Genomic DNA, 24580 nt, shown 5'->3' on the forward strand with positions numbered 1-24580 from the left:
GGAGAAATGGGCATGGGGTTCGAGAAGTGGGAAGACGCCGCATCCTACATGCCTCGCGAGGGCGATACGCTTCGGGAGATTGCAAAGCGCGAGACCGACGCCGGGAATCCGCTGACGTGGCAGGAACTGGCTCTCTTCAATTGGGGAACCGACGATGAGGACGAGGTCGAGACCTACATGCGCGACGAGCTCGGAGCCCGGGCCAGGGGTGCCGACAAACGGTTCGTTCTATCCGCGGACGACCAGCCCCGAACGGTGTTGAAGATCCCGAGGCGATTCGAACGAAGGGGGCTGGTCGTCGACGCGAAATACGTCATCCGCGTTCGACGGAAGCGGAATCCGCCGCAGTTCCTCGCCTGTTGCTCGCTTCCCGCCATCACGTTCGGCTTCGCAAGCTCGTTCATTCGGTCGAGCGTCGTCGGTCACCTCCGCGAGCTCGAGCAACTGATCCGACAGCACCAGGACGTCAGGCTCATGATCTTCGGTCACACCGACGCCGTCGGCGACCAGCTCTACAACAAGAAGCTCAGCGAGCGCCGGGCGTGGTCGACCTGGGCCTTCATCGTCAACGACACCGACGTCTGGGAGACCCTCTACAATCACGGGAGCGAGAATTGGGGAATCCCGGTCGTGCAGGAGATTCTTGCCGACCTCGGCCACTATTCCGGAGCCGTCGACAATCAGCTCGGCAAGGCAACCCGCGACGCCATGTGCCGCTTCCTCGGGCTGCGTCCCGGTTCGAGCGTCGCCAACGATGCCGTGTTCCGGAAGAAGCTCTTTGGCGCCTACATGTCGGGCAAGCACGACATCAAGCTGGAACGGAACGCATTTCTCGACCCGGGGTACATGGGGTGCGGAGAGTTCAACCTGATCGAGGACTCTGATAGCGCCGCGGAGGCCAACCGGCGGGTCACCTTCTATCTCTTCCATCCCGACCGGGCGCCGAACCTCCCCTGCAAGTTCGGAGACATCGGACCCTGCAAGCGGCAGATGATCACGCGAAGCCACCGCCACATTGACGGATTCTCCTGCAGCTTCTACGACAGTTGGGCCGAGAAGTGTCCGGCCGAAGCCCCGCCGTGGCTCGAAGTCTACCTGCTCGACTACAACGGATATCCGATGCCGAACGTTCCGTACGAGGCCCGGAGCGCAGGGGCGGTCCTCCAGTCGGGAACAACCAACGAGAACGGCGTGGCGAGGCTTCCGCTCAGCTCGCCCCCGGTGGTCACCATTGACTGGGGTACCTCCCTCCCGGGCGACGCTGGCGCATTTCGCTTCAGCGCGGAGCACCACCTCGAGATACCCGGGGGCAGAGAGGGCTGCCGGCGGATGCTGGCGAACCTCGGATACCTGGACGATCCGGGCGCCGGGAACTATGTGCGCGACTTTCAGCAGGAGTGGGGTCAGAAGGCGACCGGCGAGCAGTCCCACATCCTTGACCTCATCACGAAATGGCACTCGACCGGAGTTCCCCCCGATCTCGTGCTCGACGACCTCGCCGAGGTGCCCGACCCCTGGGGCGAGGAGATCGAACCCGATGAGGAAAACCCGGACGGCGAGTGCGGGGCGGCCGAAGAAGTGGACGAACCCTGATGGGAAAGAGGACATCCGCCCGGAAGAAGCCGGTCGTCAGGATTGCATGGCGATTCCGCTTCTGGTGGCCCGACGACGAGCACAATGACAAGGACGGGATCCCTGGAAACCGCCTGAACAAGGGCGGGTTCGAGATGATGGGAGCCAACCGGGTGACGGTGGATTTCCTTCGAGACGGAGCCGTCCTCCAGAAGGATGGCGCCGGGATCAGCAAGAAGGGCGGAATGCTGATCGACATCAGCCAGCTCGTCGTCGACTGCGCGGCCGCCCATGGCACTGGAGCTTATACGATCCGGCTGACCCCTCCCGCAGACCTGTCGTCGTCGGCCGCCGCCGGTCCGCACATGGAGGAGCCGTCGGGAAAGTTGAACGGGGCGTATCGGATCCAGATGCGGCCGCTAGAGTTCAACGTCGAGCTGGATTCCGCGGGCGAGATCCTGGCGCCGGCGGAGGGGACGCGCGTGTTCATGCCGTATTCGGAGGCTGACCGGCCCGACGGCGAGCCCGCCCCTCACGGTTCGGTCATTCGCAAGCGGCACGACGGGGAGATTCATTTCGTTGTTGACTGGAAGTTCGACTGGATCAATCGTCATCAGCCGAAGTATCGGCCCCTGCGGCTGGCGCGGACGCGAAAAGACGGCAGCGACCATCCCGATGTACTGGTCCTGCACATCACGGGCGGCGCCCGCATCGAAAGCGCGTTGCAGAAATTCCTGAAGGAAGGCGGCAAGATCGGGATCCACTATATCGTCGACCTCGACGGACACGCGGTGAAGCTCGTCGAGGAACAGCACGCCCTGTCTCACGCCGGATTCAAGGATGGGAGAGGGAAGGCGCTCCTCGACAAGAAGGGGTGGGAACGGCAGGAATACAACACCAAATGGGGGATGTTCGATCGGGGCGAGAGCTCGGCGGTCTTCCTCCGGTCCATTGGCATCGAGCACCAGATCGGGGAAGACGCGCCGTTTCCAGACGGCATGGTCGCCGGATGCGTGCGGCTCGTGAAGCAGATCGTGAATCACTTCGGAATCGACCCATGGAACGTCGTTGGCCATGCCGACGTCCTGACCCTGAAGGGCAAGAATCGCCTGCCTCGGGGAGGCAGCCAGGTGGCCTTCGAGGAATTCACCAAGAACTGCCCCGGGACGTCGTTTCCGTGGAACCACCTTCAGGACTTCAAGGAAGGGGGGAAGAGCCGGCCGCTCAGCCTCGGACCCGCCGCCGGAATCGATCCGGAACCGAAGGAGACCATCTACGCGGGCGTATTCGTGCACCTCGACCGGATGGACGCGAACGCTCCGAGCGAGAGCGTCGCCGCGCTTCAGACTCTCGCAATCGAGCAGTTGCAGAAGGATCTGCGGCGCATGGGGTTCTGGTGTCCCGGCTGGAAATCGAGCCCGCGGAAGATCGTGACGAGCGTCGAGACGTTCGGCGAACTGGACTTCGGGACCTACGACCTTGCGACGCGTGGAGCCGTCCGGCTCTTTCAGCGACGGTGCATGCTTCCGCGCGGAGACAAAGTCAGCGAGGCGGGACGCGTGGATCTGCTGACCGCCCAGCGAATCCGACAGACCGTGGCCACGCCAGGGCTTCCGGAACTGGTGCTTCCCCGAACGAAGCCCTCCGAGTAGATCGGGGGATCGAACCTTCGCTATTCCGACAATGACCATGCGCGGAAGCTATGGAACGTAGTTGCGTCCGAGCCGGTGCCATCGGGCGGTACTTCGCGCGATGGTCAGGGCCTCGAGTGTTCCGCCAAGAATCCACGCACCCTGTCCGCGGCCAGCCGATGGATCCGGTCGATGCCCTGCGCGACATCCACGACGATGATGTCCGGTTCGTCCATCGCCGCTTCCAGGGCGTCGAACTGGCTGTCCAGCAGGCTGGCGGGGGCGAAGTGCCCGGCCCGGGCCCGCATGCGGCCGCGGATCACCTCCCGGTCGCCGGCCAGGTGGATGAACAGCGTCGGGTAGCCCAGTTCGCGGAAGCGCTGGCGATGGGCCCGGCGCAGGCCCGAATACGCCAGCACGCAGCTTTCGCCCTGCCGCCGCCGCTCCCGCAGCGCGTCGCACATGGCGGCGATCCACGGTTCGCGCATGGCGTCCGTCAACGGTTCGCCGCGGGCCATCCGGGCCTTGTTGGCGGGCGGGTGGAAGTCGTCGGCTTCGAGCAGGCAAAAGCCGAAATCGTCGGCAAGGCTGGCCGCGAGGGTGGATTTGCCGCAGCCGCTGACACCCATGACGACGACCAGGACCGGATTGCCGGTGGACATGGCGTTGCTCATGGCGCGGGCACCCGCACTTCGACCTGGTAGACACGGCCGGACTGGATGTTCCCGATGCAGTCTCCGCGCAGGGGCTCGCCGTCCACCCGCAGCAGCATCCCGTCCACGTCCGGCCGGCGGAGGTAATGCACGTCGAAGCGGGCACCGCGGAACGCACGTTGGGCCCGGGCCGTCTGCCAGTCGCGGGGCAGCTGCGGCGCCACCCGCAGGCCGCCGGGGCAGCCCTTCAGGCCGAACAGGTCCTCGATCAAGGCGCGGTACACCCAGGCGACGGTGCCGGTGTTGAACAACTGGCTGGAACGGCCGGCGGTGCGCGGGTATTGGTGCCAGGCGCCGCGATAGTAGTTGGGAATGAACACCGGCATCTGCCCGCGCTGCAGGTAGTCGACGTCGTCCGGGCCGCACAGCATCCGGCGCAGCAGGCGCCAGGCGCGGTCGGACTCGCCGACGGCGTAGAGGGCGTGGATGTAGAACGCCGCGGCGTGGTTGTAGACGGCGCCGTTTTCCGCCGAGCCCGGGAACTTCTGGGTCAGGCGGCCCACGTCCTCGCGCATCCCGGTATAGGCCGGCGCCAGCATCATCACGCCGTAGGGCGTTTCCAGTTGCGTTTCGACGGCCCGGATCATCAGGGCGCGCTGGCGCGTATCCGCAGTGCCGGCGAGGATCGCCCAGCTCTGCGGGTTGAGGTAGATGCGGCCCTCGGCGTCCTTCGAGACGCCGAACACCACGCCGTCGTCGGTGATGCCGCGGCCGTACCATTCGCCGTCCCACAGGTGAGTGTTCACCGCTTGGTTGATGTCGCCGGCCCCGTCGCGGAACTCACGGGCGAGATCGGTGTGTCCATGCTGCTCGCAGATGTCGGCCCACAGGTCGAGCGCATGGGCGGCGGCCACGGACAGCCAGCCGGACACGCCCTTGCCCTTGTAGCCGACCATGTTCATCGGGTCGCACCAGTCGCCCTGGGCGATGTAGCTCAGGCCGCGCGCGTCGCGGGCGCCGAGCAGCCAGCGCATCGCCTTGCAGATGCGCTCGAAGGCGGTCGGGGCGTCCTCGCCCTGCCAGTCTTTGACCGGCGCGTCGAGGATGCCGTAGTCGCCGGTTTCGTCGAGGTAGGCTCGCAGGCAGACCGGCAGCCAGACGCAATGATCGGTGTGCGGGACCTGGTTGATGTATTTCAGCTCCGCGCCCTCGACCAGCAGGATACCGTCCGGCATCGCGCCGCTGGCTTCCTGCTGCGACAGCGCGTGCAGGAACGCCGCGCGCGCCACCCCGGGCTCGATGAAGCACATGCCCATGTTGTCCTGCAGGTAGTTGCGGGTCTGCGGGTCGGTGACCAGGCGGTTGACGTCGCCGTGGTAGTACACCTGCCGCGGCAGCCAGTGGTTCATGAACCGGTCCAGGTGCCGGTCCGGGGTTTCGATCCGCAACACGCCCCGTCCGCGGGCGATGTAGGCCGCGTACTCCGATTTGGTGCGGGCGAAGCCTGGATCGGCGAAGAAGCGCTCGCGCACGCCGGCGATTTCCGCGTCGTCCCGGGCCGGGCCGAGCAGGAAGCGATAGTCCTCGGCCTGGTCCGGGGCCAACTCGATGCGGTACTGCAGCACCGCAGCGGGGGTCTCGTAGAGGGCATCGCCGTTGCCCAGGGTGTCCTGCCGCACGCCATCGGGGGCGTGCAGGCCGCCTTCGCCCTCGAAGGCCTCGCGTGCGGTTTCGAACGCGGCGGGTTCGCGGTCATAAAGGAAGAAGGTCCTGTCCTTGAAATCCCGGTTCTTGAACCAGTCCTCCACTTTCTGGTACGGCGTCACGCAGGAGGCCGCCACGCCGCCCAGGTCCGGGCGGTGGCAGGCGGACTGGTTCATCCAGCTCATGTAGCCGATCGGGACGTAGGGATAGACGCTCAACCTGCGCGGGCGGCCGGACGGATTGGCGACCCGGACCCGCCACAGCTCCACCGCCGCGTCCTCGGGCAGGCTGACTTCCACCTCGACCCGGATGCCGAGGCACTCGACGGCCCAGCGGATGTCGTTCTTGCCGACCGAGAACGCAAAGCGGTCCGGCTTCGCCCGCACCGGCTCGTAGGGTGCGGAGAAGATCCTGCCGGTCTCCTCGTCCTTGATGTAGCAGAAGCGGCCGGGATGGTGGGCGTAGTAGGGCTGCTCCGGCTGCATGAAGGTCGTGGCTTCCAGGTTCGGCGCATGGGTATAGCGCGCCGGCTCCGGCTGCATGAAGCGGGCGACGGCGAAGCCCCGGCAGTTCACCTGCATCATCATCCGCCGATTCCACAGGAAGCCCGCCGCACGGGGCATGGCGGTCGGGCTGGTCAGCACGAAACGTTCGCCGTCGTCGATGGACTGCAACAACATGTATCGGCTCCTTGGTTGTTCGAAGCAACCGCCGGCTCTGCCGGGAGCTGTCGAGAGTTTGACCTCTGCCTTCATAGGGACAGGCTTTTCCGGCGGCCGGCTTTGAAGCCCCTCTCCCTCCGGTCCAGGCGACGCACGCTTTGATCAGTTGCCGGACCGCTCCCTTGCCTCCAGATCCTGCTGGATCTGCTCGAGTTTCCCACCGCTCAGGTCATAGAATCGCAGCGCAAACATGGCGATCAGCGCGAAGACGCCGGGCACCGCCGTCTGCAGCAGCACGATGCCGGTCTGCGACGCGCCGCTCTGCGCCTGGTTGGCGGCATAGCCCATCGCCGCCAGCACCCATCCCACTCCGGCGGCGCCGAGCGCGCCCCCGAGCTTCTGCGAGAAGGTCGCGGCGGAAAACGTCATGCCGGTCGCGCGGCGGCCCGTCTTCCACTCGTTGTAGTCGGCGGCGTCGGCGTACATCGACCAGGTCAGCGGCGACTTCGGTCCCAGGGCCAGGCTGATCAGGATGTTGAGGACGAACATGACGACGATCTCCACCGGCAGGTCCGCGCTGTCGACCCGCGTGCCGTCGGCGCCGGTCCTGACCACGCTGATAACCTGGCCGTTGCCGTTCTCCAGCGCCAGCACGGGGCCGCTTTCCTCCAGTTCCACGCGCTTGCGGACGATCCAGAACGCATTCTCGTGGCGGGTCCAGCGATGGCGGTCGCCCGCCTGCGCGGGTGCATCGAGCATCTCGTCCGCATGCAGGGTGGCGGTTGCGTTGCCGGTGACCGTCACCACGCCATTGGAGGCCGGCGCGGGGACGAAGGCGTACAGGATCGACAGGGTTCCGACGATCGCCATGGTGACCATCAGCAGGCGGGCCTTGTCGAAACGGCGGACCAGGAAGGGCGTGGCGATGGCGCCCACCGCATAGGCCGCCATCTGCAGGCCGATGTACGCGCCCATCAGGTCCGGCCGCTCGACGAAATACTTGAAGTAGTAGGCCGCCGAGCTGCCGCGCAGCACGATCGTGATCATGACGATCATGGCCAGGGCGAACAGGATCACCCAGGGCCGGTTCTTCAGCAGGTCGGCGATGTCCGCCAGCGGGTGGGTCTTCTGCGCCCGTGGCGGCGCCACCCGTTCGCGAGTGGTCAGGAACGTCACCAGGAACAGCGCGGTGGCCACCGCGCTGTACAGCACCATGGTGAGCTGCCAGCCCCTGGCCGCATCGTCGCCGCCGAACCAGGCCGCCAGGTCCGGGGTGGCGGCGCCGACGATGATCCCGGTCAGATAGGCGAAGAAGAAACGGATGCCGAAGACGGTGCTGCGTTCGCGGCCGTCGGCGGTCAGCACGCCCGCCAGCGAGTTGTACGGGATGTTGACGAGGGTGTAGCACAGCATCATCGCGCTGTAGGTGACGTACACCCAGATCAGCTTGCCGGTCTCGCCCAGGTCCGGCGTGCTCATGGTCAGGATCGCCGAACCCATCAGCGGGAGCGCGCCGAACAGGATGTACGGGCGGAACTTGCCCCAGCGCGAACGGGTGCGGTCGGCGAGGGCGCCGATGGCCGGATCGGTGAACGCGTCGATGATCCGCGTCGCCGCGAACATCCACGCCGCGGCGGACGCGGAAATGCCGAAGATGTCGGTATAGAAGTAGAGCAGGTACGAGCCGATGATGACCCAGTAGAAGTTGAAGCCGGCGTCGCCCAGGCCGAAGCCGATCTTCTCGCCGAAGGCGAGCTTGGCGGTCCTGTCGCTCGCAGGACGGCGACCGTCCCCTGCCTCTTGGCTGGCTGGCACTTCTCGCTCCCCGGACCTGTTCTTCGGCTGTCGGTACCCGATTTCGGGGTAACGCTAACATAAGCGATGCGTTCCGCATCCAGCCCGCCATCCCACGTAGGAGTGCGCCATGCGCGCGATGCCCGCCCCGTGTGGCGATACGGCAATGGCTTCGGACATGCTGCGGTCGCCGGAGCCGTGCAGGCCGGGCCGACGATGTCGGCATCGCGCGCATGGCGCGCTCCTACGGAGCGGCCACCGGCAGAAACGCTTAGCGTGTGCTTTCCCAGAGGAGGACGGTGCCGTTCCTCCGGTCCGGGGCCGCGCCGGGCCAGTCGGCGGAGTAGGGCTCGCCCGTCCCGGGATCGACGCCGAGGTAGCGGTTGGTCTTCAGCGAAAGCAGCATGAACTCCCCGCGCAGCATGTCCTGCCACTGGAACAGGGCGCCGTCGCTCTCGGTCTTCATCAGCCGCACGTCCGCCGGCAAGCCCTGTCCCACCACGGTGAGGAAGCCGCTGCCGTCCATGGCTTCGAGCGCGACGCGGCCGAGCCCGCGATCATGGACGCGGAACCGGGCGCCCGGGCCGGCCGCCGCTTCCGAACCCTTCTGCGCGAAGTACAACATGCCGTGCGGATTGGCCCAGAGCGGGAGATCGTCGGCAAGGTTGCGGATGGTGACGACCCGGCCCGCCGGGATGTTGCTGGTGCGGTCGGCCAGGGGCTCGTCGACGCGAAATTCGTCGAAGTCGGCATGGCCGCCGCGCCTGCCCGTTTCGTTGTAGGCGAACAGGGCATGGCGCACGCCCTGGAACGTCTTGAGCTGGTAGGCGAGGCGCAGTTCCCCGCCGATCGGGTGAAAGGTGTTGCCATCGGTGCTGTAGCTGAACCGGGCGACTTCGGTGTCGTAGTCCCCCGCGACGCGCAGGTGGACAAGCGGGCCGGGCAGCGGTTCCTCGATCGTGCGGTCGGCGAGCTGGTCGTACAGGCGCAATCGCCAGCGCTCGCCGTCACGGACGACGCCCAGCCAGTAATAGGGAATGTTGAGCAATCCCAACCCGGCCACGTCGCCGTGCTCCAGCCCCTGCGCGTCGAGCATAGTCGTCGCGACCGATTCCGGTCCGATCGCACGCTGGGTCAGGCTGTTGCGCGCGAGCAGGAAGTGCGGCGCGCCCGTGGCGTGCAGCCGAAGCATGCCGCGACGTTCGGCAAGAGACCACTGCTCGTCGACCGGTACGTGGTTCCACTGCCATCGTCCCAGTCGTGCTCGGCCTGGGGCGTCATGCCGTTGGTGATCAGCGCCGACCCGCGCGCATCGACGAAGGGGCCGGTCGGGCTGTCGGAAACGGCGACGCCGATCGCCTTTCCCGGGTGCGCCGGGTCGTGCTCGACCGACGCGTAGAAATAGAATTTGCCGTCCTTCTCGATCGCCTCCGTGGCCCACGCGTCCTGCGTTGCCCATGCGAACTCGGTCGCCTTCATGATCGGTCCGTGCGGGGTCCAGTGCTTCATGTCGGCCGACGAGAAGACCAGCCAGTCCCGCAAGTTGAACATTTCCTCCCCGCGCGCCTCGTCGTGGCCGACGTAGAGATAGACGCGGCCCTCATGGACCAGCGGCGCCGGATCGGCGGTGAAGACCGTCGTGATGATCGGGTTTGTCCCGGGCGCGGGGTCCTGGAAGGCAGGCTGCGCGGCACAGCCGGGCGCGAGCGTGAGGGCCCAGATCGCGCAGCAAGCATGTCGTCCCTTCATGTCCCTGCCCGAATAGCTGAGTGAATGAGCCGCCATCCGTGTGACGGTGCGACCGGATCGATCAGCTGGGGAGCCATCTTTCGTCTGGGCCATCGAGACTAGGGCAGCGTACTCGCTACCGTCAACCGGGAGTGGGACGCCAGCGATCGATCTCCATGAAGTCGTCTCATCACCACGCCCAAACCAGGTGTCTGTGAAACTGGCGGCAGCCCACGAACGGCGAACTCATGACGACGGCGATCGGCACTCGAAATTGAGTACGAGCGGAGGCAAGGAATCATGACGATTACATTCCCGGGAGAATCGGCGGAATACCGCGCAGCTCGCGACCGGCTGCTCGAGCAGGAGATCGACCTGCGCAGGCGGATGGAGGCGGTGGCTGCCGCCCGCCGCAAGCTTCCGCCTGGCGGGGAGATCCCGGAAGATTATGTCTTTCAGGAGCAGGGCGCCGACGGCGGGGCGACCGACGTTCGCATGTCGGAGCTGTTCGCGCCTGGAAAGGACTCGCTCGCGATCTACACCTTCATGTTCCCGCGCTACCCGGACGACGAACGGCCGGGTCCGACGTCGAAAGCGCTGAAGGCGTTGCCGCTCGACAAGGCGCCGTGTCCGTCGTGCACCGCATTCCTGGACCAGATCGATGCAGCCATGCGACACGCCGGTCCCCTCGTCAATTTCGCTGCGGCGGCGGAAGCTCCGGTAGAACAGTTGATCGCCTTTGCCAGCGAGCGCGGCTGGCGAAACTTGCGATTGCTGTCGACTGCCGGCAACTCGTACAAGCAGGACTACAACGCGGACTACAAGGGACACGGCATGCCCATGCTCAACGTGTTCCACAGGGATGGACGGACGATTCGACACTTCTGGGGATCCGAGCTCTTCTGGGCGAAGCACGATCCGGGAGAGGACCCAAGGCACGTCGGCACCCTGGAGCCCCTATGGAATCTGCTGGACCTCACGCCGCAAGGACGGCCGGCAGACTGGCAGGAACAGATCAGCTACGAAGACGACGCGTGAATCCCGGCAGGGGCGTACAGGAAGGGTCGGCGCCGGCTCGGTCTCCGACCGACACCACCAGCTTTTCGAGGTGGCGCCCGGATTCCAGCCGCTCGTAAGCCTCGCGTGCCCGCGCGAACGGGAATACCCCGTCGACTACCAGACTGAGTGCCGCGCTGCCGCAGGCAGGCGCGGATTTTCGCGGGTATCTCGTCGGGCAGGGCGTCGTCGAGCAGTTCGCGATAGCTCGGGACAGCGGCGCTGGACGACTCCGGTGCGAGCTGGCAGGATCGCGCCGATGACCAGCAGATCCGCCGCAGCGCAGCATCTGCGCGACCTCGCGCGGCTGCGCCGCGTCCGCGACCGGATCGACCGCGAGTACGCGCAGCCGCTGGACGTCGAGGCGCTCGCCCGCGGCGTGCACATGTCGGCCGGTCACCTCAGCCGCCGGTTCCGGCTCGCCTACGGCGAGTCGCCTTACAGCTACCTGATGACGCGACGCATCGAGCGCGCGATGGCGCTGCTGCGTCGGGGCGACCGCAGCGTCACCGAGGTCTGCTTCGCGGTCGGCTGCTCGTCGCTGGGCACCTTCAGCAGTCGCTTCACCCAGCTGGTCGGCGTGCCGCCCAGCGTCTATCGGCGCCAGGCGGCGCGCGCGACGGCGGGGATGCCGTCCTGCCTGGCGAAACAGGTGACCAGACCGGTCAGGACCAAACCGATCAGGAATGGAGAAGCGCCGGCCCCCGAGCCGGACCTAGCATGACGGCCCGACCCACAACGAGCACGACCGCCATGGACATCACCATCCACGCGAGCTTCCTCCCGCACAACGATCCCGAGGCCTCCCTGGCCTTCTATCGCGACATCCTCGGCTTCGAGATCCGCAACGACGTCGGATACGAAGGAATGCGCTGGATCACCGTCGGCCCTTCCGGCCTGCCCGGCACGTCGATCGTCCTGCAGCCGCCGGCGGCCGATCCCGGCGTCACCGACGAGGAGCGCCGCGTCATCGGCGAGATGATGGCCAAGGGCACTTACGGCGGCATCCTGCTGGCCACCGCCGACCTCGACGGTACCTTCGCGCGGCTGCAGGCCAGCGAGGCCGAGATCGTCCAGGAGCCGACCGAGCAACCGTACGGCGTTCGCGACTGCGCCGTTCGCGATCCGGCTGGCAACATGATCCGCATCCAGGAGCTACGCTGAGCCGTCGGCGATCGCGGCCGTGGTCCTGCACGGGCGGCACCATGAAGGAAGCCGCGAGCGTGGGCCCGTGGCGGCCGCCGGTGGCCACCGCCATCGACCGCGATGGCATGTCTCGATCGGAGTGAACACGATGGCCGGAAAGACATCCAGCAAGCCGGCGAAGGCGGCGAAGAAGGTCGCCGCCAGGCAGGGTGCTGCGAAGGCCGCCGAACCGCGCAAGGCGGCCGACAGGCCGGCAACCCGCAAGCCCGCGAAGGCGGGGAAGGCCGCGGCGAAGAAACCATCGGCGCGCGCCGCCACCGCGGCCACGAAGCTCCTCTCGGGCGGCAACCCCCAGATCGCGAAGGGCTACGGCGATGCGCCCGTGCAGGCCTACATCGCAGCCATGCCGGGCTGGAAAAGCGAGGTCGGGCGCCGCCTCGACGCGCTCATCGAGCGCGCCGTCTCCGACGTGCACAAGGCGGTCAAGTGGAACTCGCCCTTCTACGGCATCGAGGGTCGGGGCTGGTTCCTCAGCTATCATTGCTTCGCGAAGTACATCAAGATGGCTTTCTTCCGCGGCACGTCGCTGCGTCCCGTCCCGCCCGGCGAGTCCAAGCAGAAGGAAGTGCGCTACCTCGACATCCATGAGGATGATCAACTCGATGAAGCCCAGTTCACCGCCTGGGTGAAGCAAGCCAGCCAATTGCCCGGCGAACGAATGTGAGAGCGACCGGTGCGGGATACCTGCGCGTGCCATCGACCTCCATGAGGGCGACGGGATCGATGAAAAGGCGTTGAAGGCGCTCGTTCGCGCCGCCGTGGCACTGAACACGCCCTCATCCGGCTAGGGAACCCGAGGAGGAGAGGTGATTACCTGCGTGGTGCACTACACGATCGATCCCGGACAACTTCCGGCATTCGAGCGTTTTGCGCGCGAGTGGCTGCTCTCCGGGTCGCGTGCGGAGTGCATGCATCAGGTCGCAGGGCTGGCACCCGCAGATGGCGGTAGCCGGGTCGAGAGACAGGGGAGCGATCAGCGATCGTCCTCGGCGGCCGCGATGGCCTGGCCGAAAAAATGCCGGCGAATCAATCCTTCCAGGTCGTCCGGCTGCTCGACGTGGGCCGAGCTTCCGCTGCGCTCGAGCATGACGAACTCGGCCTGCGGCGCCGCCTGCCGGAACCCGGCCTGCAGGCGGGGATAGAGCGCGCGATCGTAGCGGCCCGCCACGATCATGAGCGGCGTGGTGACCGTCGCCAAGCGACCGCGAAAATCGGGAATGCGCGCGACCTCGCCGCCCAAGGCGAAATCGATGTCCCCGCCGGTGAACACGTCATAGAGCTCCTTGTTGAAGGCGCCGGGCTCGGTGGTCGTCTGTGCCGCGTTCGATGGGTCCCGGAAACGGGCCACCGCGCTGGCGGCAATCTTGAAGAGGTCCTGGATGCGGGGATCCGAGGACGGAACTCCGGCATCGTGCAGCGCCTGGATCCGGTCCCAGATCTCGGGGAACTGGTTCGCCATTTCCCGGTTGATGTTGAGATGGTTCTCCAGCCACATCTGCGGGCTGTGCAGCGTGTTGACCAGCATCAGGCTGCGCACCAGTTCCGGCCGGTCGAGCACCAGCTGCTGCGCCACCAGGCCCCCGTAGGAGGCGGCGTAGAGATTGACGGGTCCCGTTCCGAGGGTTTCGATCAGGCCGGCGATGTCTTCGACGTCGTCCATGAAGGTGATCTCCCGCCAGTCCGTCGGGCGTCCGGAGCGCCCGCGACCGAAGTAGTCGACATAGATCACCTCGTAGGTGTCCGTGAGCCGGTCCATGAAGGGGTGAAACATGACATGGGAAGCGGCCGGTCCGCCGGCAAGCAGGACGAGCGGTTCGCCGTGGCCTTCGCGCTCGACCCAGAGCTCGCGCCCGTTGGGCAGCGCCACGCGCCCGCCCGGCGGATGGCGAACCAGTTCGGTGCCGGCATTGGCCGCGGCGTCGAGGCCGGCGGCCTCCGGCGGAGGCGCTGCCTGTGCGCAGACCATCGTGGCGAGGGCCGCGCCGAGCGTATTGGTAAATGTCATGTTTGATCATCCGGTCGATTGAACTCGCCGTAGTGTTCCCGCTCGGCCTCGATCCGGCTCTCCGATTCTTGCTCCGGAACTGCGAGGCCATTGCGGCGATGTTGCGCCGGGTCGGTAGCAGGCAGTCTTCACCAGCACGCAATACCGGTCCCGGCCCGGATGTTGGCGGTCCATCGTCGCTTTCGGGTGCTCGGTCGGCTGTTGTCCGGTTTCGTCGCATCCCGCTGGTCCCTCGTCGCGACGGCGTGCAAGCTGCTTCGGCCCGTCCGGTTGGGCGCGGCGCTACTCGATACGGGGATTTCACGACATGAAAATCTTGAAGATCGTCCTCGTGGCGGCCGCCGGTCTGCTCGCCTTGTCCGGCTTGGCGATGTTCTATCCGCTGGTGCCCGGCACGAAGGCAGCGCCGGCGCAGCCGCAGTCGATGTTCGAAGCGGACCTCACGCGGGCAATGACGGAGTTTGCCGAGTCCCGCGAAACCATCGATGCGCTGGTGGTCGCGTCTTCGGACGAAGTGCTGTTCGTGCATGGCGCGGCGCATTTGCCGATCAACACCCATTCGGTCCGGAAAAGCATCATGAGCGTGCTGATCGGGATGGCCGTTCTGGAAGGCAAGCTCGAGGTGACGGACAGTCTGGCGGACCTCCGCATCGATGATGCGCTGATGCCGTTGACCGATATCGAGGGTACGGCCACGGTCGCGGATCTGCTCAAGGCGAGGTCGGGCATCTACATCGAAGCGGCCGGCGAGACGGCCGACATGAAGGCGATGCGGCCGCGGCGCGGGCAGTACAGGCCTGGCGAGCACTACTACTACAACAACTGGGATTTCAATGTGCTGGGGACCGTGCTCGCCAAAAGCACCGGTGCGCCGCCCGAGCACCGCATGCGCACCTTGGCCGACCGTCTCGGGTTTCAGGATTTCGAGGCGGGCCACTTCTACTACCAGGCCGCCGACGCCTCGGAGCATGACCAGTACACCATCTTCATGTCGGCGCGGGATCTCGCTCGTGTCGGGCAGATGATGCTCCGGGAAGGGCGCGATCCGGCGGGAGAGGCCTTGGTGTCGGCCGAGTGGGTCGCCGAATCGATCCGGGAGTACTCCGAACTCACCGACCGCGAGCCATTGGACGGGTACGGCTACCTGTGGAGCCTCGATGCGGATACGGGAACCTACTGGGCGACCGGCTGGGGCGGGCAGTTCATGCTGGTGGACCCGCGGAACGATCTGGTGATCGTGGTGAGGAACGATACCGGCCGGCGTCTGGGGCAACTTGGCTGGCTGGTGCTGCTGGACAAGTCGAGCCAGGGCAGGCTCACCGACATGGAAGAGCTACGTGAAATGGTGGTGGACAGGTAAGCCATCGACCGTCCCCGTTTCCGCCGATTGCGGTACCCCAGTCATCAGTGACGGGCCAGGTTCACGTATCCGCGATTGCAGCGTGCGTCCACGGCGTGTTCAATACGTGCCCTGGTCAGAAGGCGCCAACGCTCATGGAATCCGATCACGTCGAACGCGCAGAAACGCCCGTGTTGTCGCCCGAGGAAGCCCGCGTGCTGGGCTGCCTGATCGAAAAGGAAGCGACCACGCCCGATCTCTACCCGCTGACCGTCAACGCCGCGCAATCGGCCGCCAACCAGAAGACCGCACGCGAGCCGGTGATGGCGCTCGACCCGGGCGCGGTGCACCACGCCCTGCGCCAGCTGGAGCAGAAGGGCCTGGCCAAGCAGGTGTTCTCCACGCGCGCCGAACGCTACGAACACCGCACCGGCGCCTGCTTCAGCCTGCCCCAGCAGCAGGTGGTGCTGCTGGGCCTGCTACTGCTGCGCGGCGCACAGACCGTCCACGAACTGCTGGCGCGCAGCGAGCGCCTGTGCAAGTTCACCGACGCCGATGACGTGCGCCATCACCTCGACCGCCTGGGCCAGCGGCAACCCGCCCTGGCCGTGCTGGTGCCGCGCGGCCCCGGCCAGCGTGAGGATCGCTACGCCCACCTGCTGTCGGGCCCGGTGGACATCGATGCCGTCGCCGCGCGCGCGCCGGCGCGCACCCCGACCGAAACGCCGGCCTCGACAGTGGAGGCGCGCTTGCTGGCGCTGGAGGCCGAAGTGGCGGAGTTGCGCGAACGGGTCACGGAATTGCGTGCAGGATCCGACGGCGGCTGAAACGCCGGTTGCCGGCGTGCCGGCGGATACCTGGGACTCACCTGTCAACACTTATGGAATATGCCGCGTCGGACTTGCGGACGGCATGGCAGGGCATTTTCCGCGTCGGATCACGAGGCGCCTGGCGCCGCCGCGGGAGGGGCGCTTTCTTTCACGCCGGCGGCCCGGCGGAACAGCCACACGGCCAATGCGCCATAGATGGCGATCGTCAAGACGAGGTAGACGTGTAGCCCGCCGGTGAACGACAGCCACGTGGCTCCTGCGTAGGCGACCAGGATACGCGCCAGGACGCGCGCCGCATTGGCGGCGAACGCAATCGCCGCCAGTCGCGACCAGCGCTCGCCGTCGCCGTTCCAGGTGGCGATGGCATAGCAGGTCCACGCGATCAGTCCTGACAGCAGCAATGGCAGATAGATGCCACGTGTCGCGGATTCCCAGCTTCGGAAGCGGTTCTCCAGGGCCTCGCGTTGCGCGGCGTCGGTGGCCGCGGCGAACTGCACGGCCCACTCCTGGCTGACGATGGCAAGGTCGAGCCCGCGGTGCAGCAGCTCGAGCAGGAGGAAGAACAGCGCGAACACCAGACCGAGCAGGGACGCCACCGGCATGCGCGCGAACCGATCGAGCGCAATCACCGCGTAGGGCACCGCCATGGCCAACAGGCCGCCGAGCACGGCCAGGCGGCGTGCGACGTCGAGGAGGTGCAGGCGGTTGCCGAGCGCCGCCGCCGCCGAGTCCGGGGGCGGCAACCACACCAGCAGGCACAGGCCCTGAAAGATCTGCGTGGCCAGGAACAGGCAGACGCACAGGCCCGCCCACTGGAAATGCATCGCCCTCATGCTGCGGACCTCGCCCGACGCTGGGCGTACAGGATAGCGTGGCGAAAACAGGGGTGGTTGCAACTGCGGGAGCGTGAACCATTCCCGCTTCCTCGCTCCGCCATGTCGAAGCTCTGCGAGGCGGGCCCGCCCGGCCTCAACTTCCTCGCTTGTGGAAGTACACCTGCTCCGCCGCCCAGCGCAACGGCGGCGAGTGCAGCAGCAGGTCGAAGGGCCAGTCGAACTGCAGGCGGTCGTACGCCCAGCGCAGGGCGCGCTTGGCGCGGAAGCGCGGGGCGGCCTCGACGGCGACCCGTTCCGGCGGCGGTCCGTCGTCGCGCAGGTGTGCGGCGATGGCGCGGCCGACGCTCCAGCCGTGCTCCCACGCGGAATGGATGCCGCCCGCGGTGACCGGCGACACGATGCCGGCGGCGTCGCCGACGAGGATGGCGCCATCGCGGGTCATGTCGAGCACGGGGCCGCTGCACGGGATCAGTCCGGCACGGGTGTGCCCGGGCCTGAGATGGCGCGGCAGCCCGCCCGCCCGGCCGACGCGCAACAGGAAGCCGTCGATGTCGGGCACGCGCGCGTTCGAAGGGTCATGACGCAACGCCAGGCCGGCCTGGACGCCGGTGGGACTCTGCGCGATCCAGCCGATGTAGCCGGGCGCGTAGCGCTTGCTGATGAAGCAGTGCAGCGCCCCGGGCCGGGCGAGGGTGGCGCCGGGAAACTCGTATTCGATCCCGTAGAGGAACTGTCGCACTTCGCCCAGGCCGCATGCCCGGGCCACGCGCGAGCGCGCGCCGTCGGCGCCGACGAGATAGCGCGTGGCGCCCGTGCCGTTCACCTGCCAGCCGTGGGTGGTGCGTTCGGCGGCGGTGAACGCGTTGCCCAGGCGCAGGTCCACGCCGTGCGCGCGCAGCTGCCCGGCGAGCCAGCGCATGACGGCGGGCGTGTCGGTGGTGAGGAAGTAGTAGCCCGGCGCGGCCAGGGCGATCTGCTTCAGGCTCGGTGCGTACAGGCGCACCTCCTCGATGCGTCGTGTCATCGAGGCGGGAATCCGGTTGAGCAGGGTCTGCTCGGCGGCTTCCTTCACGATGATCCCGGTGGTGCGCAGTTTCTCGCCGGGATCGTGCTTGCGCTCGAGCACGCACACGCGCAACCCACGCTGCGCGGCGGCGATGGCGCAGGCGGCGCCGGCGAAGCTGGCGCCCACCACGATGACATCGGGAGTGGAGGAGGGGGTCGCGTTGTCCATTGGCGCTCCGGGGAAGGAACGTCGTGGACGGTATCGGTGCGATGCGAAGCCGTGACGGAGGGAATGTGAAGCGAACTTGAAGTCACAGGGGCCGTCAGACGCGGATTCCGCACGACCTGTAGAGCCGAGCTTGCTCGGCTGCCGTCTCGGCGCGGGCTCCGGAGCCTGGGGCAGCGGAGCAAGCTCCGCTCTACGGCGGTGGAGGTTTCCGCGAGACGATCACCTGGGAGTGGTCGCTGGCTGGGTCAATCGGCTTCGGTGCCTGCTGTCCCGGCCAGCATCGATCCGGGGCAGGCCGGCCGGTCGAACCAGTCGACGACGATCGGTGCCAGCACGTCCAGCCGCATCGGCAGGCTGAGATGGTCCTCGCCCGGCATCTCGAGATAGCGCGCATGCGGGGCCGCGGCGGCCAGTGCGCGGCCATGCGCGACCGGTACGTGGCGATCGGCGTCGCCGTGCACCAGCAGCGCACAGGGCGCCTGCGCGAGCGCCGCGCCGACATCGACGGCGTCGAGCGGCAGGTCCAGCGTCGCACCGGCCTGGTCGATCGCCGCGTCCAGCACCGCATCGTCCAGTCGCCAGTGCATCCATCGCCGTGCCAGCCGCTCGTTCCATGTGGCGGGCCCGTTGTCGAGCATGTGCGGGATCATGTCGCGGATCGCGGTGCCCGCGACGGCGAACGATTCCAGCGCGACGACGCGCTCGGCCCGCAGGCGCGGATCGGCGGCGGCGAAGATCGCGGTGGCCGCGCCGTAGGACACGCCGAGCACGTGCAGCGGCCCGACGATCTCGCCGCGCGTGCGCAGCGCGGCCACCACCTCGGTCACGTCCGTCGCCTCGCGCGTGCCGTAGCCCGACGGCGCATGGCCGGAACGGCCGTGGTTGCGCAGGTCGATCGCGATCGTGCGGTATCCGGCCTCGCCGAGGCGCAGTGCCCATGGCAGCAGCGAATCGCCGTTCATCATCCACCCGTGCAGCAGCACCACAGTGCCGCGCGGCGTCGGCGCGGGCACCGTCGGCACGTCGAAGTCGAGCGTGGGGAAGGTGTTCCCGTGCGCCTCGCCGCGCGGCCACGTCGCGCGCAGTCGATAGTCGCCGGGGTCGATCGCGCGCCAGAACACCGGCACGCCGGACCGGGTGGTGACGCGGCCACTCCGGTCCGGCAGCCGCGCGAGCGCGGCGTCGATGCGCTCGGCCGGCAACAACGGGGATGTCCCGCCAGGCGCGACCAGGTGCCCGGCCAGCGCGGCGGGCAGTCCAGGCCATGACGAGAAGCCCGCGGCGAGCAGGCAGGCGGCGAGCAGTACGGCAAAGCGCAGCATCACGGATCACTCGGGAACGGCCGCGCAGGCTACCGGGTACGTCACGCGCGGCACTATCGCAGCACAATGACACTGTGATGACAGAACGCTCGCCGTTCAGGGTCGAGACCGGGGAAAATCGGGGGCCGAGTCCGATTTCCGGCGGCGCCGGCGGACGGTGGCCTGCGCGCCCGGCCGAGCGGGCGGGGCATGGCGCGACCTTAGCGTCCCTTCTCCTGGAGCCGGATCCCGGGATACCAGCCGCTCTCTGCGAGGAAGGCCTTCGGATCCTGCATCCGCAGGATTTCGCGCAGCGCCTGGCGCTTGTCCGAGGCGCGCCGGTAGTAGGCCTTGACGATCCGGTAGCCGACCCAGTAGCCGAGGTCGCCCGGTTTCTCCACGCTACTGTTGTCGAGCCACGCGCTGGTGTCGGTCTTGTCCATGTCGGCCTTGAACGCGGTTTCGATCTCCAACTCGCGGCCACGCGTCAGCGCATCGAAGTGCGAGTATGCGACCTTGCCGGACGTCAGCTCGGCCGCGAACTCGGCCGCGCCTTCGACCAGCGAGCGCTCGAGCACCGTGGGTTGTTCGAGGTTGGCCGTTTCCGGCGCCAGCTGCACATGTGCGTACTCGTGCGCGATCACGTGCACGAACCGATCCTCCACGTCGGGATTGAGCCACTCCACCGCGCACAAGGCCTCGAGGCCGATCTGCAGCCCGGTGTCGGGATAGCCAATGCCCACAGGCTTGCCGCGGCCGACCGCGATCGTCACCGGCGGCAGGTCCGCCTCGGGATAGAGTTCGCCAAGCGTGTGCAGGGCCTGGCTCAACCGTTGCCGCACTTGCGGCAACACGCGCATGCAGCGCTTGGCATCGGCATACAGGTCCGGCCGCTTGCCCAGGGTGTCGGAGATCCTGGCGCCGGTGATGTCGCGCCGCTTGGCGAACTGGTGCAGGCCTTCGGAGCCCGGATCGAGGTAGTCGCGTTGCAACTGCTCGGCGGTGGGCTTGCCGGCGGCGTCGTCGTAGATGCGATAGAAGCGTTCCACGTCCTCGATCACGACGGCCGGCGATGTCGCCGCGCCCGCGCCGGCCGCGGGCGCATCCTGCGCCAACGCCGGTCGGGTCGCACAAGCCAACACAGCGAGCGCGAGCAACGGGGTGAACTAATGAGGTCGGGTTCATTTGTGCGCAGTCACCGGTGCAGAAAGAACAGAGTCCGGCGCCGATTTTCCAAGGCCGGGTCGAAAAAGCCAACTCTGATCGCGATCGCAAGCTTGACGAGTCGTCGACGGGAAATTCTACCCGCATCCACGGATCGGATTGCCGATGGAACGGAACGAAGTTCACTTGCTGAGGAAAGGTGGTTGTTGGCTGGACCCGTCAGCTACCGCCGCGGCGGGAGGGCACCATGTCCAATGCCACGGGCATACTTGGCCTCGCTCTGCAAAGATCGGGCTTCGAATAGGCGTTCCGGGGAGTCGTGCATGAGCAAACGATGGGCGAAGTTGGGTTGGCTGTTGGTGCTGGCGGGTCCGGCCGTGGTCCAGGCGCAGGTCGATCTGACGGCGCTCGACCGGGACATGGCCGGGCCGCGTGCGCAGGTACTGGTGCTGGGCACGGTGCATCTGAGCGGGATGCCGCAGGGCTTCCGGCCCGAGTCGCTGGACCCGGTGCTGGACCGGCTTGCCGCGTTCAATCCGGACGTCATCACCATCGAAGCGATTTCCAGCGAGGAGTGCGATCTCGCCGCCCGGCATCCCACCGTGTACGGGAGCGATTACTGTGCCGATGCCGACGCGGCGAAGGCCGCGACCGGGCTGGACGTGCCCGCTGCCATCGCCGAAGTGAACAGGACGCTCGAGGCCTGGCCCGAGCAGCCTGCGCCCGGGCAACGGCGGCACCTCGCCGCGCTGTTCCTGGCGGGCAACGATCGGGCGTCCGCACTCGTGCAATGGCTGCAACTGCCCGAATCCGAGCGCCGTGCGGGCGATGGGCTGGACGATGCGCTGGTGGCGTCGCTGAACCAGCTGGCAGCACGCAACAACGAGAACTACCAGATGGGCGCGCGCCTGGCAGCGCGACTGGGCCTGCAGCGGGTCCATGCCGTCGACAACCACACCGGCGACAACATCGACGTCGCGGATGTGCAGGCGTTCGGCCAGGCGATCCAGCAAGCCTGGGATGCGGGAAGGGCCGAACTGAATGCCCGGGAGGAGCAGGAACAAGCCCTGTCACAAGGCCATGACCTGCTGCCGCTGTACCGCTACATCAACCACCCGGAACACCTGAGGGTGCTCGCCGACGTCAATGCCGGCGCGGCCATGCGGGCGAAGTCGCCGCAGGGTTACCCGCAGATATGGGTCGCGGGTTGGGAAACCCGAAACCTGCGCATGGTCGCCAACATCCGCGAGGCCTTCCGAGAGCACCCCCGCGCACGCGTGCTGTCGATCGTCGGCGTCTCGCACAAGCCGTGGTTCGACAGCTGGCTCGGGCAGATGCAGGGCGTGGAGATCGTCGACGCGGAGCAGGTACTGAAGTGATCGGTCTGTGCCGCCGTTGGCCGGTATCGTCGCGAGCGCGACTGTGCAGGTCAGGAAACCCCACGGATGCAGGTGCGATGAATTAACTCCGCCCCTTTTCCCGCCACGCCCGGCGTTGGCCGGCATCCAGGAACGTCCAGGCGACGAACCGGCTTTGCTTGCTGCCCTGCGCCATGGCCGCCTCGTGCACGTCCCGCGCGCCGGCTTTCCGCAGCTGCTTGTGTACGTCGGCAAGATGCTCGGACTTCGAGACGAGCGTGCTGAACCACAGCACCTGGCCCTGGATGCCGGCGCTTTCCCGGACCATGCGGCGCACGAACGACGCTTCACCGCCGGTGCACCACAGCTCGTGGGCCTGGCCGCCGAAATTCAGCGGCGACGGCGTGGATGCGTGCGTCGGGGCAGGGAGCCTGTCGAGGTTGCGCCACTTGCGCTGGCTGCCGCGCGCGGCGTCTTGCGCGGATGCATGGAACGGCGGGTTGCACAGGCTCAGGTCGAAGCGCTCGTCGTCGCGTACCACGCCTGCGAAGAGGCTCCCGCGCGCGGGCTGGTGGCGCAGCTCGATCGCCTCGCCAAGGCCATTGGCTTGCACGATGGCGGCGGCCGCGTGCACTGCCGTGGCGTCGATCTCCGTGCCGACGAAACGCCAGCCGTAGTCGGCGTGGCCCAGCAGCGGGTAGATGCAGTTGGCGCCCACGCCGATGTCGAGCACGCGGATCGCAGGCCCGCGTGGGATGGTCCCGTCGTTGTCTTCGGCCAGCAGGTCGGCCAGCCCATGCAGGTAGTCGGCGCGGCCCGGGATCGGCGGGCACAGGTAGCCATCGGGGATGTCCCAGTGCGCGATGCCGTAGTCGAGTTCGAGCAGCGCACGGTTCAATGCGCGCACCGCGTCGGGATTGCCGAAGTCGATGCTGGTGTCGCCCGCGGGCGTGGTGACGAGGAAGCCTGACAGCGCCGGGCATGCCCGCGTCAGCCGCGTGAAGTCGTACCGGCCCTGGTGGCGGTTGCGGGGGTGCAGCGGAATGCGCGTCTTGGCAGGTCTTTCGGGCGGAGGCTTCATGTGCCGATCTGGACGCGAGATGAAACGAACAGGGTCAGAATACTGCTTTCGGTGATCCGTGCAGCAGTGACTTGCGCGGCCCATCGATCTTTCGCGGTCCAGCGCTTCTTCCCGGCGGTGCTTCGGTCGTGCAGCGGTCACGGTCCGGATCGACTCCGACCCCGGTTGGCAATCCGGGTGATCTTGACGACACTGGGGGCTGCGCGAAATTGCAGCCGATACCGGCCAGCGATCGCCATCATGCAGGCATGCCGGTCCGCCGGTAGCGCTCCCCCAACCACGCTACGGGAGTACCGACCATGGCCAAGCTGTCCCGCCGCCGGTTCCTGACCGAGACCAGCGCCGCGATCGCGACGGCTCCGTTCATCAGCACCAGCGCCACCCGCGCCCGGGCGCAGGAATCGCGGAAGCTCGGGTTCGCGATCTGCGGGCTGGGACGGCTGAGCGAGAGCCAGATCGCGCCGGCGCTCGCCAGGACCAGGCATTGCCGCCTGGCCGGCCTGGTGACCGGCACGCCGGCGAAGGCCGAGGCGTACATGGCGAAGTACGGCGTTCCCGCCGGCAGCGTGTATTCCTACGACACCATGCACCGCATGGCCGACGATCCGGGCATCGACGTGGTGTACGTGGCCACGCCCAATGCGCTGCACGCCGAGCATGCGACCCGGGCCGCCGCGGCCGGCAAGCACGTGTTCTGCGAGAAACCGCTGGAGGTCTCGGTCGAGCGCTGCCGGCAGATGATCGACGCCTGCAAGGACGCCGGGCGGTTGCTCGGCACCGCCTACCGCTGCCAGTACGACCCGCACCATCTGGAGTGCATCCGCCTGGTGCGCGAGCAGGTGTTCGGCGCGCCGTTCATCATCGAGGCCGGCTTCGGCATCGATGTCGGTGGCCCGGACCAGTGGCGTCTCAAGCGCGACCTGGCCGGCGGCGGCGCCCTGATGGACGTGGGCATCTATGCGCTGCAGGCCACGCGCTACCTGACGGGCGAGGAGCCGGTGGTGGTGTCCGCCCTGGAAACGAAAACCGATCCGGCCAAGTTCGCCGAGGTGGACGAGAGCATGGTCTGGACCACCCGGTTCCCGGGCGGCGTCGTTGCCCATTGCAGCACCAGCTACAAGGCCGGTGGCATCCAGAACATGCGCGTGAACGCCGAGCGTGGCTGGTTCGAGCTCGATCCGGCGTTCTTCTATAACGGTAACCACGGCCGCCGCAGCGACGGCCAGGAGATCCGGTTCCCGGAGATCGACCTGTTCGCTGCGGAGATGGACGACTTCGCGCAGTGCATCCTCGAAGGCCGCCCGAGCAAGGTGCCGGGCGAGGAAGGCCTGCGCGACGTGCGCATCATGCAGGCGATCTACGAATCCGCCCGGACCGGGGCGGCGGTACCGCTCGCCTGAAGAAGACGAAGGAACTCGGACCAGGT

Annotated in this window: 21 protein-coding genes; 10 read left to right on the forward strand and 11 right to left on the reverse strand. The window is 67.4% G+C overall.

Annotation, left to right across the window (positions count from 1 at the left end; genetic code table 11):
- Positions 1-12: 12 nt before the first annotated feature.
- Complete coding sequence (locus tag AB5T46_RS13250) at positions 13-1593, forward strand: OmpA family protein (protein WP_370564460.1); 1581 nt, start codon at positions 13-15, stop codon at positions 1591-1593.
- Positions 1593-3224 (forward strand): peptidoglycan recognition protein family protein, encoded by a 1632-nt coding sequence (locus AB5T46_RS13255; RefSeq protein ID WP_370564462.1) that lies wholly within the window; start codon positions 1593-1595, stop codon positions 3222-3224. Before AB5T46_RS13250 ends, AB5T46_RS13255 begins: the two co-directional genes overlap by 1 nt.
- A 104-nt stretch (positions 3225-3328) precedes the next feature.
- Here AB5T46_RS13255 and AB5T46_RS13260 read toward each other — a convergent pair whose 3' ends face one another.
- The 5 genes from AB5T46_RS13260 to AB5T46_RS13285 all read right to left on the reverse strand — a co-directional run bounded on the left by AB5T46_RS13260 (position 3329) and on the right by AB5T46_RS13285 (position 9765).
- Positions 3329-3877 carry a gluconokinase gene (locus AB5T46_RS13260; RefSeq protein WP_370564463.1) on the reverse strand — a complete coding sequence of 183 codons (549 nt, stop codon included), beginning with the start codon at positions 3875-3877 and terminating at the stop codon, positions 3329-3331.
- Complete coding sequence (locus AB5T46_RS13265; RefSeq protein WP_370564464.1) at positions 3874-6240, reverse strand: GH36-type glycosyl hydrolase domain-containing protein; 2367 nt, start codon at positions 6238-6240, stop codon at positions 3874-3876. The genes AB5T46_RS13260 and AB5T46_RS13265 overlap by 4 nt, the downstream gene beginning before the upstream one ends.
- Before the next feature lie 144 nt (positions 6241-6384).
- Positions 6385-8037, reverse strand: a complete 1653-nt coding sequence (locus AB5T46_RS20470) for an MFS transporter (protein ID WP_370566038.1) — start codon at positions 8035-8037, stop codon at positions 6385-6387.
- Positions 8038-8287: 250 nt separating this feature from the next.
- On the reverse strand, positions 8288-9208 hold the full coding sequence (locus tag AB5T46_RS13280; RefSeq protein WP_370564465.1) for a beta-xylosidase family glycoside hydrolase: 921 nt from the start codon (positions 9206-9208) through the stop codon (positions 8288-8290).
- Positions 9151-9765, reverse strand: a complete 615-nt coding sequence (locus AB5T46_RS13285; RefSeq protein ID WP_370564466.1) for a family 43 glycosylhydrolase — start codon at positions 9763-9765, stop codon at positions 9151-9153. Before AB5T46_RS13285 ends, AB5T46_RS13280 begins: the two co-directional genes overlap by 58 nt.
- Positions 9766-10044: 279 nt before the next feature.
- Here AB5T46_RS13285 and AB5T46_RS13290 point away from each other — a divergent pair, with 279 nt between their 5' ends.
- The 4 genes from AB5T46_RS13290 to AB5T46_RS13305 all read left to right on the forward strand — a co-directional run bounded on the left by AB5T46_RS13290 (position 10045) and on the right by AB5T46_RS13305 (position 12670).
- On the forward strand, positions 10045-10782 hold the full coding sequence (locus AB5T46_RS13290) for a DUF899 family protein (protein WP_370564467.1): 738 nt from the start codon (positions 10045-10047) through the stop codon (positions 10780-10782).
- Positions 10783-11059: 277 nt separating this feature from the next.
- A complete protein-coding gene (locus tag AB5T46_RS13295; protein WP_370564468.1) occupies positions 11060-11524 on the forward strand; it encodes a helix-turn-helix transcriptional regulator in 465 nt (154 codons plus the stop codon).
- A 29-nt stretch (positions 11525-11553) separates the two neighbouring features.
- On the forward strand, positions 11554-11964 hold the full coding sequence (locus AB5T46_RS13300; protein ID WP_370564469.1) for a VOC family protein: 411 nt from the start codon (positions 11554-11556) through the stop codon (positions 11962-11964).
- A 130-nt stretch (positions 11965-12094) separates the two neighbouring features.
- Positions 12095-12670 carry a DUF1801 domain-containing protein gene (locus tag AB5T46_RS13305; protein WP_370564470.1) on the forward strand — a complete coding sequence of 192 codons (576 nt, stop codon included), beginning with the start codon at positions 12095-12097 and terminating at the stop codon, positions 12668-12670.
- A gap of 309 nt (positions 12671-12979) precedes the next feature.
- On the opposite strand, the gene AB5T46_RS13310 is transcribed toward AB5T46_RS13305, so the two are convergent.
- Entirely contained in the window at positions 12980-13873 is an 894-nt protein-coding gene (locus tag AB5T46_RS13310) for an alpha/beta fold hydrolase (RefSeq protein WP_370564471.1), read from the reverse strand.
- Between the two features lie 445 nt (positions 13874-14318).
- Between AB5T46_RS13310 and AB5T46_RS13315 the strand changes: the two genes are divergently transcribed.
- Together AB5T46_RS13315 and AB5T46_RS13320 are read left to right on the forward strand one after the other, a co-directional pair.
- The gene (locus tag AB5T46_RS13315) at positions 14319-15371 is read left to right on the forward strand and encodes a serine hydrolase domain-containing protein (protein WP_370564472.1); all 1053 of its coding nucleotides are present in this window, start codon (positions 14319-14321) and stop codon (positions 15369-15371) included.
- Positions 15372-15505: 134 nt separating this feature from the next.
- Positions 15506-16177 (forward strand): YceH family protein, encoded by a 672-nt coding sequence (locus AB5T46_RS13320; protein WP_370564473.1) that lies wholly within the window; start codon positions 15506-15508, stop codon positions 16175-16177.
- 110 nt (positions 16178-16287) lie between these two features.
- Here the strand turns inward: AB5T46_RS13320 and AB5T46_RS13325 are convergent, their stop codons facing one another.
- The 4 genes from AB5T46_RS13325 to AB5T46_RS13340 all read right to left on the reverse strand — a co-directional run bounded on the left by AB5T46_RS13325 (position 16288) and on the right by AB5T46_RS13340 (position 20666).
- Positions 16288-17013 (reverse strand): hypothetical protein, encoded by a 726-nt coding sequence (locus AB5T46_RS13325; RefSeq protein ID WP_370564474.1) that lies wholly within the window; start codon positions 17011-17013, stop codon positions 16288-16290.
- Positions 17014-17149: 136 nt separating this feature from the next.
- A complete protein-coding gene (locus AB5T46_RS13330) occupies positions 17150-18250 on the reverse strand; it encodes an NAD(P)/FAD-dependent oxidoreductase (RefSeq protein WP_370564475.1) in 1101 nt (366 codons plus the stop codon).
- 245 nt (positions 18251-18495) lie between these two features.
- A complete protein-coding gene (locus AB5T46_RS13335; RefSeq protein ID WP_370564476.1) occupies positions 18496-19572 on the reverse strand; it encodes an alpha/beta hydrolase in 1077 nt (358 codons plus the stop codon).
- Positions 19573-19772: 200 nt separating this feature from the next.
- The gene (locus AB5T46_RS13340; RefSeq protein WP_370564477.1) at positions 19773-20666 is read right to left on the reverse strand and encodes a DUF2268 domain-containing putative Zn-dependent protease; all 894 of its coding nucleotides are present in this window, start codon (positions 20664-20666) and stop codon (positions 19773-19775) included.
- Between the two features lie 372 nt (positions 20667-21038).
- On the opposite strand from AB5T46_RS13340, the gene AB5T46_RS13345 reads away from it, so the two are divergent.
- Positions 21039-22094, forward strand: coding sequence for a DUF5694 domain-containing protein (locus tag AB5T46_RS13345; RefSeq protein WP_370564479.1), 1056 nt, complete (start codon positions 21039-21041; stop codon positions 22092-22094).
- An 82-nt stretch (positions 22095-22176) separates the two neighbouring features.
- Here AB5T46_RS13345 and rlmF read toward each other — a convergent pair whose 3' ends face one another.
- Positions 22177-23295 (reverse strand): 23S rRNA (adenine(1618)-N(6))-methyltransferase RlmF, encoded by a 1119-nt coding sequence (gene rlmF / locus AB5T46_RS13350; protein WP_370564480.1) that lies wholly within the window; start codon positions 23293-23295, stop codon positions 22177-22179.
- Between the two features lie 158 nt (positions 23296-23453).
- Between rlmF and AB5T46_RS13355 the strand changes: the two genes are divergently transcribed.
- On the forward strand, positions 23454-24554 hold the full coding sequence (locus AB5T46_RS13355) for a Gfo/Idh/MocA family protein (RefSeq protein WP_370564481.1): 1101 nt from the start codon (positions 23454-23456) through the stop codon (positions 24552-24554).
- Positions 24555-24580 lie beyond the last annotated feature (26 nt).

This window comes from Luteimonas salinilitoris, assembly GCF_041300785.1.
GTDB classification, from domain to species: domain Bacteria; phylum Pseudomonadota; class Gammaproteobacteria; order Xanthomonadales; family Xanthomonadaceae; genus Luteimonas; species Luteimonas salinilitoris.